The 14,348-nt window shown below is 43.4% G+C and carries 13 protein-coding genes and 1 other RNA gene; 8 read left to right on the forward strand and 6 right to left on the reverse strand.

Features of this window, described 5'->3' with window-relative positions:
• The first annotated feature begins 62 nt into the window (after positions 1 to 62).
• Positions 63 to 494, forward strand: coding sequence for a type IV pilin protein (locus R7R24_RS16325; RefSeq protein ID WP_054579037.1), 432 nt, complete (start codon positions 63 to 65; stop codon positions 492 to 494).
• Between the two features lie 69 nt (positions 495 to 563).
• Here R7R24_RS16325 and dnaJ read toward each other — a convergent pair whose 3' ends face one another.
• The 4 genes from dnaJ to grpE all read right to left on the reverse strand — a co-directional run bounded on the left by dnaJ (position 564) and on the right by grpE (position 6,466).
• A complete protein-coding gene (gene dnaJ, locus R7R24_RS16330; RefSeq protein WP_005381620.1) occupies positions 564 to 1,712 on the reverse strand; it encodes a molecular chaperone DnaJ in 1,149 nt (382 codons plus the stop codon).
• A gap of 204 nt (positions 1,713 to 1,916) precedes the next feature.
• A complete protein-coding gene (gene dnaK / locus R7R24_RS16335; RefSeq protein WP_005381623.1) occupies positions 1,917 to 3,830 on the reverse strand; it encodes a molecular chaperone DnaK in 1,914 nt (637 codons plus the stop codon).
• Between the two features lie 347 nt (positions 3,831 to 4,177).
• Positions 4,178 to 5,452, reverse strand: a complete 1,275-nt coding sequence (locus R7R24_RS16340) for a dicarboxylate/amino acid:cation symporter (protein WP_005381625.1) — start codon at positions 5,450 to 5,452, stop codon at positions 4,178 to 4,180.
• Between the two features lie 417 nt (positions 5,453 to 5,869).
• Entirely contained in the window at positions 5,870 to 6,466 is a 597-nt protein-coding gene (gene grpE, locus R7R24_RS16345; protein WP_021034134.1) for a nucleotide exchange factor GrpE, read from the reverse strand.
• A 146-nt stretch (positions 6,467 to 6,612) separates the two neighbouring features.
• Between grpE and nadK the strand changes: the two genes are divergently transcribed.
• The 5 genes from nadK (at position 6,613) to bamE (ending at position 11,890) form a co-directional block, all read left to right on the forward strand.
• On the forward strand, positions 6,613 to 7,497 hold the full coding sequence (gene nadK / locus R7R24_RS16350; RefSeq protein ID WP_005381631.1) for an NAD(+) kinase: 885 nt from the start codon (positions 6,613 to 6,615) through the stop codon (positions 7,495 to 7,497).
• 265 nt (positions 7,498 to 7,762) lie between these two features.
• Entirely contained in the window at positions 7,763 to 8,953 is a 1,191-nt protein-coding gene (locus tag R7R24_RS16355) for a DUF3103 domain-containing protein (protein ID WP_005383752.1), read from the forward strand.
• A gap of 166 nt (positions 8,954 to 9,119) precedes the next feature.
• Positions 9,120 to 10,784, forward strand: coding sequence for a DNA repair protein RecN (gene recN, locus R7R24_RS16360; protein WP_054579036.1), 1,665 nt, complete (start codon positions 9,120 to 9,122; stop codon positions 10,782 to 10,784).
• Positions 10,785 to 10,805: 21 nt separating this feature from the next.
• On the forward strand, positions 10,806 to 11,288 hold the full coding sequence (locus tag R7R24_RS16365) for a GNAT family N-acetyltransferase (RefSeq protein WP_025768876.1): 483 nt from the start codon (positions 10,806 to 10,808) through the stop codon (positions 11,286 to 11,288).
• A gap of 242 nt (positions 11,289 to 11,530) precedes the next feature.
• Entirely contained in the window at positions 11,531 to 11,890 is a 360-nt protein-coding gene (gene bamE / locus R7R24_RS16370) for an outer membrane protein assembly factor BamE (RefSeq protein WP_017820585.1), read from the forward strand.
• A gap of 100 nt (positions 11,891 to 11,990) precedes the next feature.
• Here bamE and R7R24_RS16375 read toward each other — a convergent pair whose 3' ends face one another.
• Both R7R24_RS16375 and R7R24_RS16380 read right to left on the reverse strand, forming a co-directional pair.
• Complete coding sequence (locus tag R7R24_RS16375; protein ID WP_025768875.1) at positions 11,991 to 12,350, reverse strand: RnfH family protein; 360 nt, start codon at positions 12,348 to 12,350, stop codon at positions 11,991 to 11,993.
• On the reverse strand, positions 12,340 to 12,783 hold the full coding sequence (locus R7R24_RS16380) for an SRPBCC family protein (protein WP_005381641.1): 444 nt from the start codon (positions 12,781 to 12,783) through the stop codon (positions 12,340 to 12,342). Before R7R24_RS16380 ends, R7R24_RS16375 begins: the two co-directional genes overlap by 11 nt.
• Before the next feature lie 119 nt (positions 12,784 to 12,902).
• On the opposite strand from R7R24_RS16380, the gene smpB reads away from it, so the two are divergent.
• Both smpB and ssrA read left to right on the forward strand, forming a co-directional pair.
• On the forward strand, positions 12,903 to 13,388 hold the full coding sequence (gene smpB / locus R7R24_RS16385) for an SsrA-binding protein SmpB (RefSeq protein ID WP_005381642.1): 486 nt from the start codon (positions 12,903 to 12,905) through the stop codon (positions 13,386 to 13,388).
• A 66-nt stretch (positions 13,389 to 13,454) separates the two neighbouring features.
• Positions 13,455 to 13,822, forward strand: a transfer-messenger RNA (tmRNA) gene (ssrA, locus tag R7R24_RS16390).
• Positions 13,823 to 14,348: the final 526 nt, after the last annotated feature.

A 14,348-nucleotide genomic window follows, 5' to 3' on the forward strand; every position in this document is an offset into this window, starting at 1 on the left:
TCTTGCACAGATGCTATCACCTGCCAAAAATAGGCGGAAAAGTGAAAAGGAAACTACTCGTGATGATTCGAATTTCTCGTTGTAACGGCTACAAAAAAGGATTGAGAGGGATGACATTGATCGAATTACTGGTAGCTGTAGTGATTGTCGGGATCATTGCTGCAGTCGCATACCCCTCTTACACTAATCATGTAATCAAGTCTCATAGGACGGTTGCCTTGAGCGATCTTAGTCGAATTCAGCTAGAGCTAGAGACATCTTATGATGGTGGGTACGACTGGAGTCATATTCTCTCTGGAGGAACATGCACTCTATGTGACTCAGACACAAATAGATTTTCTTTCGATATTGCGAGCTCTGCAAGTACGGCCTATACCATTACAGCAACAGCAAAATCGTCTCTGGGACAAGACGACGACGAGTGCTTGACTGGTTCTAAAACGATTACTTTAACGTCAACAAATGTCGAAGAACCAAGTGATTGCTGGAATTAGGAAGAACACCGAGATGCAAAAAGGCCTGCATTTTAGCAGGCCTTTGTATGTGTGCTTTTCGCTAACGTCTTAGCTGGTTAAATCATCAAAGAACTTTTTCACACCGTTGAAAAAGCCTTCTGATTTAGGCTTGTGCTTTGTCGCCGCTTCACCACCACAAGACTCTTCAAACTCTTTGAGCAGTTCTTTTTGGCGTGAGCTTAGATTTACTGGTGTTTCGACAACCAACTTCACAATAAGATCACCAACACCGCCACCGCGAACGCCTTTCACACCTTTACCACGCATACGGAACATACGACCTGTTTGCGTTTCTGAAGGCACTTTTAGGCTTACGCGACCATCTAGGGTTGGTACTTCAACTTCACCACCTAGAGCTGCCATCGCAAAGCTTACTGGCACTTCACAGTATAGGTTGTTGCCATCACGCTCGAAGATATGGTGCTCTTTCACGTGCACTTGTACATACAAGTCGCCAGCAGGCGCCCCCATTTCTCCCGCTTCACCTTCGCCAGATAGGCGAATACGATCGCCAGTATCAACACCTGCCGGGATCTTAACGTTAAGTGTTTTTGTTTTCTGCTTACGACCTTGACCATGACACTCATTACAAGGGTCTTTAATGATTTTACCTTTGCCGTGACAGGTAGGACAGGTTTGTTGCACTGCGAAGAAGCCCTGGCGCATCTGTACTTGACCATGACCATGACAGGTACCACATGTTTCAGCAGATGAACCTTTCTTCGCGCCACTACCATCACAGGTATCACAGTGTACTAGTGTCGGTACTTCGATCTCCTTCGTTACACCACGAACCGCTTCTTCTAGCGTCAATTCCATGTTGTAACGTAGGTCAGCACCTCGCTGGGCACGGTGGCCACCACCGCCACGACGACCACCACCAAAGATGTCACCGAATACATCGCCAAAGATGTCGCCGAAATCAGCACCGCCGCCGCCAAAGCCGCCGCCACCGAAACCACCGCCGCCTTGTTCAAAAGCTGCATGACCGTATTGGTCGTACGCCGCTTTCTTTTGAGGGTCGGTCAGAACTTCGTACGCTTCTTTTACTTCTTTAAACTTGTCCGCCGCAGAATCATCACCCTGGTTTCGGTCTGGGTGGAATTTCATCGCTAGACGCTTATACGCCTTTTTGATATCGCGCTCTGAGGCATCACGGCTTACGCCTAATACTTCGTAAAAATCACGTTTTGACATGTTCTTCGTCACCAGTTAATTACTACAAACGGCATCGATTCACCGCTTGGTGTTTGTATCGTTCTAGGTAAGTGCACTTGTCTGCAACATACTTAACTAGAAAGACAGCGTTTACAAACAGACGGGCGTAAGAGTTGCCCCAAACGCCCGCACACGAAGTCTTATCGACCCCAGATGGCTATGCAGCCATCTGGTTAAGAAATATTATTTCTTGTCGTCTTTAACTTCTTCGAACTCAGCATCTACAACGTCGTCTTCTTTAGACTGTGCACCTGCGTCAGCACCTTGTGCTTGCTGCGCTTGAGCTTGTTGTTGAGCGATTTCCATCAGCTTTTGAGAAGCAGTCATTAGTGCTTGAACTTTAGCATCGATAGCTTCTTTGTCTTCGCCTTTACGTGCTGTTTCTAGCTCAGAAATTGCTGCTTCAATCTTCTCTTTCTCTTCTGCAGGTAGCGCTTCACCAGCTTCTTCTACTTGCTTACGAGTACCGTGAATCATTTGGTCAGCTTGGTTACGTGCAGTCGCTAGCTCTTCGAACTTCTTGTCCGCTTCTTTGTTAGCTTCTGCTTCTTGAACCATTTTCTCGATGTCTTCATCGCTTAGACCGCCAGAAGCTTGAATAGTGATCTTCTGCTCTTTACCAGTCTGCTTGTCTTTCGCAGACACGTGTAGGATACCATCCGCATCAAGGTCAAACGTAACCTCGATTTGTGGCATACCACGTGGTGCAGGCTGGATGCCTTCTAGGTTAAATTGGCCTAGAGACTTGTTGTACATCGCTTGCTTACGCTCACCTTGTAGAACGTGGATAGTTACCGCGCTCTGGTTGTCTTCCGCTGTAGAGAAAACTTGGTTCGCTTTAGTTGGGATAGTTGTGTTCTTCTCAACTAACTTAGTCATCACGCCACCCATTGTCTCGATACCTAGAGACAGTGGAGTTACGTCTAGTAGTAGTACGTCTTTAACGTCACCAGCAAGTACACCACCTTGAACTGCAGCACCCATTGCTACTGCTTCGTCAGGGTTTACGTCACGGCGCGCTTCTTTACCAAAGAACTCAGCAACTTTCGCTTGAACCATTGGCATACGAGTCTGACCACCAACTAGGATTACGTCAGTGATGTCGTTTACTGATAGGTCAGCGTCAGCTAGAGCTACTTTTAATGGCTCAAGAGAGCGTTGTACTAGGTCTTCAACTAGAGATTCTAGTTTTGCACGAGTCACTTTAATGTTCATGTGCTTAGGACCAGTTGCATCTGCAGTAACGTAAGGTAGGTTTACGTCTGTTTGAGAAGTAGAAGAAAGCTCGATTTTCGCTTTCTCTGCTGCTTCTTTAACACGCTGCATTGCTAGTGGGTCGTTTTTAAGGTTGATGCCTTGCTCTTTGTTGAACTCATCAACCAAGTAGTTGATTAGACGGTTATCAAAGTCTTCACCACCTAGGTGAGTATCACCGTTAGTTGCTAGAACTTCGAATGTTTTCTCGCCTTCAACTTCATCGATTTCGATGATTGAAATATCGAATGTACCACCACCAAGGTCGTATACCGCGATAGTGCGATCGCCGCCTTTCTTATCAAGACCGTAAGCTAGCGCAGCTGCTGTTGGTTCGTTGATGATACGTTTAACTTCTAGACCTGCGATACGGCCAGCATCTTTTGTCGCTTGACGCTGAGCATCGTTAAAGTAAGCAGGTACTGTGATAACTGCGCCAGTTACTTCCTCACCAAGGAAGTCTTCAGCAGTTTTCTTCATTTTCTTAAGAACTTCAGCAGAAACCTGAGGAGCTGCCATTTTTTGGCCTTTCGCTTCTACCCAAGCATCACCGTTGTCAGCCTTAACGATTTTGTAAGGCATGATTTCGATGTCACGCTGAACTTCTTCGTCTTCAAAACGACGACCGATTAGACGCTTAATTGCAAATAGCGTGTTTTCTGGGTTAGTTACTGCTTGACGTTTCGCTGGTTGACCTACTAGCGTCTCACCGTCAGTGTAAGCAATAACCGATGCAGTAGTACGTTCGCCCTCTGCGTTTTCAATTACACGTGGTTTGTCGCCGTCTAATACAGCAACACATGAGTTAGTAGTACCTAAGTCAATACCAATGATTTTACCCATCTGGCTATCTCCGAATAAATTCTATTTTCGTTTGGTTATAACCCCAATGTGGGGGGAGGAGAATCGGGTTTCAACCCTTGCTCACAAACAAAAATAATCAATGTTTGCTTCTCTATGCCACATAGATAAGGGCGGCAAAATGCTTTTCAAGGGCAGAATTAAAAAAAAGCGTCTTTTTTCGAAATTTATGTGTTTCTTTCTGATTAGTTGGGAACTCGTCACACTGCTGTAGCGCAACAAAACGTCATTTCCCAGATAAATTTATTTATGTCCGACTCTTCCTAAATAAAAAACGAGCTCATAAGAGCTCGCTTCAATATTAGGGTTAAAATAAATTATTCAAGGTATTAGGCGTTCGCTTGAGCAGGCTCAGCATCAACACCTTCTTCTTTACCGATCTCACCTTCTGTTTTTGCAACAATGGTGTTCACTGCCGTGTCGCCGACAACGTTAGATGATGTACAGAACATATCATTAATACGGTCGACCGCTGCAATGATTGCTAAACCTTCAGGTGGTAAACCTAGTTGGTGAAGCAAAACGCCTACCATTACCACGCCGCCCCCAGGAACACCGCCAGCACCAATAGATAACAGAAGAATAGTTAAGCCAAGTGTGAAGATGTCTGCGGTGTTAATTGGCTGGCCAAAAGCGTTCGCAACAAACATCGTTGCTAGAGCAATATAGATAGAAACACCAGACATATTCATCGTTGCGCCCAGTGGTACACCGAAGCCAGCAACCGATTTAGAGACCTGAAGCTTTTCTGTCAGTGTGCGCATCGTTACCGGGATAGTCGCGTTTGAGCTCGCGGTAGATAGAGAGAAAAGAATCTGCTCACGAGTTGCACGTAGGAAAGTCTTTGGAGAAGTTCCTGTCGCAATACTCACTGCCATTGGGTAGAAGAAGAAGATCCAGAACACCAACATCGCAACCACCAAAGCCACGTAACCGGCAACGGACATTAATGTATTGGCGTTTAGCGTTGCACCTAGTTGAATCATTAGTGCGAACACACCATATGGTGCAAGACTCATCACTAATCCAACCAATTTCATCATGATTTCATTTGCCATTTTGAATGTGCGAATAGCTGGGCCACCACGAGAATCCAAAGCTTGAATTGCAAGCCCCGTCAAAATTGCCATAAAGATGATTTGCAGCATGTCGCCGCTAGCAAACGCTTGTACAGGGTTGCTAGGAACAATGTTAACAACTAAAGAGAAAATGTCCGGCGTCTCTGTCGTTGTCAGCTGTACAGCCTCAGATACCGTTCCTGCTAGATTGGCGCCCGCTCCTGGCTGGAAGATCAAGCCGACAGTCAAAGCCGCCGTAATCGCAATGATGGTGTTAAGAATGTAAAGGGTAAAAGTTTTTCCACCAAGACGACCAAATGCACTGATGTCTTTCAAGTCAACAATGCCGCATACGATTGAAACGTAAACTAAAGGAACAACAAGCAATTTGATCAGTGAGACGAACATGCCGCCAACACCTTCTGCTGCTCCAAGTAGGTATGTATCAAAAATCGCAATACCGCTAAATAAGTACTGAATTGCTGTCCCCAGCACAAGGCCGGCAAACAAGCCTATAAAAATCTTACTAGAAAGCGATTTATCCATTATAAATCTCCGATATGTTGTGTTTACTATTTACATTTTTGTAGTTATATATGCTTACTTTTAAAGCATTAGTCGCAAATCATACACACCGAAGTTACAAAATAAAGTGATAATTTACATTTTTGTTAACGACATTGTTTTAGAAAAAATGACTATATTTACATTCCTATGCAGAACAAATATTCACACAACGAATGATTACAATCACTTATAGCCCTTTCCGTTAATAAACACGCAGCGAGATGAGAGAAAATCTCCTATAGGAAAATAATTAACCAATAGGAAAAAATATGAAGGGGATCAAATTTTCATTTATCGATATACAACGAAGTTCGATGCAGTCATTTATGTTTAAAACAAAAAAGCGCCCATCAAAAATGATGGGCGCTTTTATATTTAAAAAACAGGTAGTTAAAGTTACTTAGCAACCATTACCATTGCCGGACGAATCACACGGCCGTTTAGTTCGTAACCTTTTTGCATAACAAACATAACAGTGTTTGATTCATGATCAGGGCTCTCCTGAATCGACATCGCTTGATGGAACTCTGGATTGAATGCTTCACCTTCAGGGTTGATTGCTTTCAAGCCAAATTTCGCTACAACGTCTACAAACGTTTTATGTGTTAGTTCAACGCCTTCTAGGAACGGCTTCACAGTTTCATTCTCTGTATCTGCCGCTTGAATTGCACGCTCTAGGTTATCAATAACAGGAAGCAGCTCTTCTGCAAACTTGTTCAACGCAAACTTACGTGCTTTATCGATCTCTTGCTCAGTGCGACGACGCATGTTTTCTACTTCAGCTTTAGAACGCAACACCGCATCTTGTTGCTCTTTTACTTTTGCCTCGCTAGACAATAGTGCCGCTTCTAGTTGAGCAATCTTAGCGTCTGTCTCATCACCAAGCTCTTCAAGCTCAGCTTCAACTTCTTGTGCTTCAGCTTCTACTTTTTCAGCCTCTTCGATGATTTGATCAAGCTCTTCTTCTGTAACTTTGTTTTCTTCGTTGCTCATGATATCTCCAGAATTCAACATAATGCCCTTAAAGCCATGCGCGTTTTTGCGGGCTTTAACCACATAAAAATTCGCATATTTAGGTGACTTGCCATTATTATGGGGATGAAGATTCCTGATTCAAGCCTCTTTAATGCGGAAATGCTATGAAAAATCCATGTAACGTGATCGCGATTATCGGAAAACCAAGAGATCAACAAGCAATTCAAACTCATAAAGAGTTGTACCAATGGTTGACCTCTGAGGGCTATAAAGTATTCATTGACGATCGCCTTGCCGCAATACTGGATGATATCCCACAGAGTCAGTTTGCTAGCTTAGTTGAACTAGGAAAAAATGCCGATCTAGCCATTGTGGTTGGTGGCGATGGCAACATGCTAGGTGCAGCAAGAATTTTATCCCGATTTGATGTACCAGTTATAGGCGTGAACCGTGGAAATCTGGGCTTCTTAACTGACTTGAACCCAGACGACTTCCAAGCGTCTCTGCAAGCGGTACTCGACGGTGAGTATATTGAAGAGGAGCGTTTTCTTTTAGAGGCGGAAGTACACCGCCACGGACAAATAAAGAGTCATAACGCTGCGCTAAACGAAGCCGTACTTCACCCAGGGCAAATTGCCCATATGATTGAATTTGAAGTGTACATAGATGAAAGCTTCGCCTTCTCTTTACGGGCCGACGGTTTGATTGTCTCCACTCCGACTGGCTCGACGGCATATTCACTTTCTGGCGGCGGCCCAATTCTTTCTCCTAGCTTGAATGCCATTTCACTCGTGCCAATGTTCCCGCATACATTGTCGAGTCGACCTTTGGTGGTTGATGGAAAACGTCGAATTAAATTGGTGGTATCACCAGAAAACCGTGGAACACAAGAAGTTAGCTGTGATGGACAAGTCTCACTTCCAGTTACCCCTGGCGACGAAATTCACATCTATCAAAGTCCAAATGTACTAAAGCTCATCCATCCAAAAGACTACAGCTACTATCACGTCTTACGGAATAAGCTTGGCTGGTCTAGTAAATTGTTCTAACACTTGTTACTCAGGGTAATAACTTCAATAAAAAAGCCAGCAGCTCAATTGCTACTGGCTTTTGGCTTTCTTAGACAAGAAATAGACACAAAGTAGTGAGGCGACACGATATTTGTCATCATTAAAGAGAAGCTTATAAATTTTGATCCTGTGGGCAAACTTTACACAAAAGATAGAAAAGCAAATTCAATGATCTATGTCCGGTGATATTCTCACCATGAATAGAGTATTAACTCTATTTCATACAATCAATAAAGGACATATTATGAAGAAAACCATCATTCTGTCTGTTCTCAGTACATTAGCACTTATTGGCTGCCAATCAGAGGAAACGCAAGTCAACAGTGTGTCCAATGCAAAAGCGGAAGATATCACTAAGACGAAACGGGCCCTAGCTCAACAATTGAGTGAGAATTATGCTGCCATTGAACCCATGCTGAGAAGAGATATTACTCCGCAACAGACTAACGTGTCTGTATCAGCATTTGTTAAGCAAAACCCTAACTCAGAGTTCAGCCGCCAGCTTGTACAAGCTGACACTCAAATTCGTAGCTGGAAAGGTATTTCTGAATACTCTGATCAGTTGTTAGAAGTTCGCTTGGCAAATGAAGCCATGATAACAGCATGGCAAAGTGGCGAGGTCGAGCCATTATTTGCATTTGAACCAAGTGGTGATGATGAGAATTGGCAATACATCGAAGCATTTGATGTTTATGGCAACATCCATCAACTCGATGTTTACCAGCTCCCTGAGGTACCTGTACTTGTCGTTGATAACAATAGCTCTGCAGAGCTAAAAGCAGGCTTGCAAGCTATGCAAGCTGAGATGAAAAAACTCGGTCAACCAGCTTTAGTTCAACCATATATTGCTGATGAACAACGCCAAAATACACCGCTATTGTCAAGTAGCGCAGTGGGCGAAGCGGCTCCAATTCAAACCACGCAGTTGAAAAAGATCCGTCTAGCCGATGACAAAGAACCTTGGATCTCTGGCAAGGCAGAAATCTACGCTATCGTAACGGGCGTCAATCCAAGTCGTGATGAACCTACTCTCGATTTGGTGGAGCTTCCATACTTAGACTACGATAACCAAGATTACTATCCAAATCAGATCATTATTCACTGGTCTCGTTACCGCTGGGGTGCGGCAGACATTGTGCTCATGGAGCAAGATGACGGCACAGACTATAAACAATTGGCAAAACTCCTTGTTCAAGTTGCCGAAGAAGTATTGAAAGCGATTCCAGATCCAGAAGTTCAGGCTTACGCGATTATTCCGCAAATCACGAACAAGATCATCGACACTATCCCCGATGGTGTACTCACGAATGATGATGACTTCGTCGACGTTTACTACACTCTAATGCAAGATACTTCATACGTAGATCACCCAGGTGCAGGTGTGAATGCAGTCGTCACACTAGAACCACTAACGATTAACCCAACTCGTCCGTAACCTGTTCAATTTTAATGAGTCGTTGTAATCACATCGGCTCATTTTTCCCACTTCATCACAAAAAAACAGCCTACAAAGAAAATTTTCCCTACCTGACTTTACTGTATAAAGAAACAGTATATACTGTTCTCTTATACAGTATTGTTCAGTTATACAGGTAAATAAAATGCTGGCTCATCTAAGTGTTAATAATTTTGCGATTGTTAAGTCTTTACAACTCGAGCTTTCTAAGGGCATGACCACCATTACAGGTGAAACAGGCGCGGGTAAATCCATTGCTATCGATGCTTTAGGGCTCTGCTTAGGCGGACGAGCCGATGCCGGCATGGTGCGACAAGGTGAAGAGAAAACCGAAGTTAGCGCCGCTTTTTTATTGGACAACAACTTACATGCAACACGTTGGTTAGAAGATAACGATCTGCTAGATGGCAGTGAGTGTATTTTGCGTCGTATTATCACAAAAGAAGGCCGCTCAAGAGCCTTCATTAATGGCAGCCCTGTTCCACTATCACAACTCAAATCTCTAGGGCAGCTACTTATCAATATCCATGGGCAGCACGCTCATCATCAATTGATGAAAAGTGAGCACCAAATGGCCATGATCGACCAATATGCTGGGCATTTAAACCTACTAAAAAGCACACGAAGTGCTTACCAGCATTGGCGTCAGGCGGATAATAACCTCAAGCAGCTAAAAGAAAATAGCCAGCAAAACCAGGCGCAAAAACAGTTGCTTGAATACCAAATCAAAGAACTGAATGAGTTATCGCTAGGTGAAGAAGAATTTGCAGAGCTCGAGCAAGAGCATAAACGACTATCCAACAGTGGTGAACTCGCCACTACCTGTCAGCAAGCCATCGAACTTATTTACGAAGGTGAAGAAGTCAATGCGCTTGGTATTTTGCAATCGGCCAATCACTCCCTAATTCAATTAGCCGAATTAGATGAAAAGCTATCTGAGCTACCTAACATGCTGTCAGAAGCAATGATTCAACTTGAAGAAACGAAGAATGAATTACGCAGCTACTTAGATGGCATCGATGTTGATCCAGCTCGTATGGCTTATGTAGAAGAACGTTTTTCTAAAGTGATGTCTGTAGCTCGTAAACACCACGTAATGCCAGAAGAACTCTACCAGCATCATCAAGATCTTCTGGCCCAAGTAGAAGCGTTAGATTGCTCCGATGAACGTTTAGATGAACTTGCTCAAGAAGTAGAACACAAGTACCAAAGCTTTCTAACACAAGCAGAAAAACTGCACAAATCACGCAGCCGTTACGCAAAAGAACTGAACAAACTGATCACACAAAGCATGCACGAATTGAGCATGGAGAAAGCAGTATTCAGTATCGAAGTTAGCAATGACAACACACACCCATCGCCGCTTGGCATGGACAGCGTGTGCTTCTTAGTATCGACCAACCCGGGACAACCATTACAACCTATAGCAAAAGTTGCGTCAGGCGGTGAGCTATCACGCATCTCTCTAGCGATCCAAGTGATCACCGCTCAGAAAGTAGATACACCAAGTTTAATCTTCGATGAAGTGGACGTAGGTATTAGTGGCCCAACAGCTGCCGTAGTGGGCAAAATGCTACGCAAGCTTGGCGAATCTACTCAGGTATTGTGTGTCACTCACCTCCCTCAAGTTGCCGGATGCGGCCATCAACAAATGTTTGTAGCTAAGCAAACCAAAGCAGGCCAAACCGAAACCCAAATGCACGCATTAGATGAACAACAACGTGTGGCAGAATTAGCTCGCTTACTTGGGGGTAGTCAAATAACCGACTCAACGTTGGCAAACGCAAAAGAACTGCTTATCGCCGCTTAATAAATCGACAAGGGATGAGAAATGGATATCAGAGCAATACACAAAACCAACTGCTTAGATCTCATCCCTATTTTTATTGAGTTAGAACATTACTACTTCAAAGAAAAAGCTTCATCAAAACACGATCTGGTCCATTATCTAAAGAACCAAGTTTTCTCTGAACATTCTGGCGTTCATATCATTGCGGTTTACGATAATGATGACGTCGTAGGCTTTGCATCTTATACCGTCATGTTCCCTGCCCCAAAGCTCTCAGGGCAGATGTACTTAAAAGATCTGTTCGTATCTTCGAAGGTTCGAGGAAAAGGGGTTGGTCTCAAGTTAATGAAGTATCTGGCATCTTTGGCGATCAAGTGTGGATGCCAAAGGTTGGACTGGACAGCTGAAAGTAGTAACCCTACCGCAGGTCAGTTTTACCGCTCAATTGGTGCAACACTAATTCATGAAAAAGAGTATTATCGTTTTTCAGGTGATGCATTACGCGAATTCGCCAAAACCGACTAACGAGTCACTAGGCTTGGCTCACCGCTGAAAGCGTCCATCACCCTACTTCCGATTGAAATTTGCTCTTCGTCACCTAACTAATACGTCATGTGGTGACATTTACCGTCTAATATCGGTGAATAAATGCAACTCAACTCAAAATTCGTTGTCAGATTGTCTACCATACGACGCATAGCTTTTTACATCTGCGTCGAGCTTGTTTATTATCAGCGCAGTATTTTAAAGGTTACTAAGAAATTATTATGCAATTAAAGAAGTGGTTAGTTGCCGTACCATTAGCAATGACATTGCTGACAGGATGTTCGGTATTGGAAAGACTGGTTTATCGTATTGATATCAACCAAGGCAACTATGTAGAACAAAGTGCGGTTGATAAATTAAAGTTTGGGATGACTAAAGCACAGGTTCGCTTCGTATTAGGGTCGCCAATGCTTATTGAAAACGGCTATCCAAACACTTGGTATTACATCTATCATCATACTCCTGGCCATGGCGAACCAGTACAGAAAGATCTGATTGTAAACTTTAATGACCAAGGCACGCTCGCAGACATCAGTGGTGACTTTCCAAAAAGTGACGCATTTTACGAGCAAATTCAGTAAACTGACTTTTGCAAAAAACCTCCCGTTTGGGAGGTTTTTTATTATATAGAAATCATGTTAGTCAAACTTTGAGTAACTCACATGAGCTATTGGGTTAATATTAATCCTGCTTATTTTTACGTACAGAACTAGGCTTGCCACCGGTGACTGGGTCTGCACTCCCCTCGGTTTTAGCCTGCTCCGCCCGCTTACGGCGAATCTCTTTCGGATCGGCAAGTAACGGACGATAAATCTCTATTCGATCTCGATCTCGAACGGTCGCATCCAACTTCACGTTACGACTAAACACACCCACTTTGTTCTTGGACAAATCAATTTCAGGGTACAACTCCAATACACCGGATTGTCGAATGATCTCTTCTACCGTTGCGTGATTATTTACCACTAAGTTAAATACACGCTGTTCATGAGGAAGAGCATAGACAACCTCAACGTGAATCATATCTGACTCAATACTCATAACACTCGTAGACCTGTTTTGCGCGTTTAGTAAATGCATTTACCATATTACTAGTAAGCTCGTTAAAAATCTTACCGAAGGCCATCTCAATCATTTTACTTGAGAATTCAAACTCAAGCTTTAGTTCCACCTTGCAAGCTTGCTCATCTAACGCGGTAAAAATCCAACCACCACGCAACGTCTTAAACGGGCCATCCACCAAGTTCATCATAATTGCCTGACCGGGGATCAACTCATTTGAAGTCGTAAACGTTTTGCTGATTCCAGCCTTCGCCACATCGACAGAAGCCACCATACCATTCCCCGAAGACTCAATGATTCTAGAGCCCGAGCAACCAGGCAGAAATTCAGGGTATTTAGCAACATCATTAACCAGATTGAACATCTGTTCGGCGCTAAAAGACACAAGCGCAGAACGGCTGACTTGCTTCATACATACTCCTATCGATACATGTACAGATTTAAAGCTACTCGCCAATTTTACTTTTATTCCACGATTGCGCAAATAAAAGGATTTCCTATCCGATATCCAACCCGTATAATGACGCTATTATGGCAAAGAAAAAAACGAAACAAAAAGCGGGTAGCAATACTATCGCGCTGAATAAAAAAGCTCGCCACGAGTATTTCATCGATGATGAAATCGAAGCTGGCTTGGAGCTCCAAGGTTGGGAAGTGAAAGCCCTTCGCCAAGGTAAAGCCAATATTTCTGAAAGTTACGTATTTATGCGTGACGGTGAAGCCTTTGTGAGTGGCATGACAATCACTCCTTTAAATCAGGCATCGACACACGTTGTGGCGAACCCTACACGTGTGCGTAAACTACTAATGAGTCGTCGTGAGCTGGATAACCTATTCGGACGTGTAAACCGTGAAGGTATGACATTAACGGCCCTCTCACTGTACTGGTCTCGCTCTTGGGTGAAACTAAAAATTGGCGTAGCAAAAGGTAAAAAGCTGCACGATAAACGTACGGATCTAAAAGAAAAAGACTGGGCAAGAGAAAAAGCACGCGTAATGAAGAGCGCGCTGCGTTAATCTTGACCACTTAAACGCATAGTACTGGACAGCCAATGCTTTTCTGTTACTATGCGAATATTACCTGGGGCTGATTTAGGATTCGACGGGAATTCAGAAGTCTGAGGTGCATGCCGAGGTGCGGTAGGCCTCGTTAACAAACCGCAAAAAAATAGTCGCAAACGACGAAAACTACGCACTAGCAGCTTAATAACCTGCTAAGAGCTCTCTCGCCCTAGCTTCCGCACGTAAGACGGGGAATAACGAGGGATCAAACCCAAACGCGCTAGCCCGGATTCTCCCGCCTGAGAGATGAACGGCGAATTTTAATTCAGGCTAGTCATTCATTAGCGTGTCGGTTCGCAGGTGGATGGCGAAATTAAAGATCGACTAAGCATGTAGTACCAATGATGAACGGTTTTCGGACGCGGGTTCAACTCCCGCCAGCTCCACCAAACGTTTGGAAAAGGCCACCTTCGGGTGGCCTTTTTTGTATCAACTAAAATAGTCTCTTTTTTCAAACATTCATGCTTTCTGAAATCTTACTACATAGATTACCGCATACCTTTGGCCCATGTAGGTTTACAAACTCGTTGAGTATTAATCAGTAAACAAGAAGTTCATAAGTACGAATCAAAAAGGCTGAGAGCATGGTACTAAAAGCCCTGCAACTTAAAAGTTTTCTGCTTACCTATCCTTTCTAAGAGATAACTAGATCTAAGTCTAAAGCCTATACTCATCTCCCTCGATGAATTGATTGATGCATTCATTGTTAGTCCCTACTCGCTTGTTTCATTACAACTCTATCGATGTAATGACTACAAATAGTAGTTACAAAAAATAATGTAACTCTAATTACAAAATTAACCTTAGATATTGAATAGAAACACAACATATATAGATTTTTAAATTTCAAAATGAAAGTATTGTTGTGAAAAATTAAGTTGCTGGAATTATTACCGTCATATTAGTGAGCATTGT

This window comes from Vibrio sp. 704 (genome assembly GCF_033339295.1).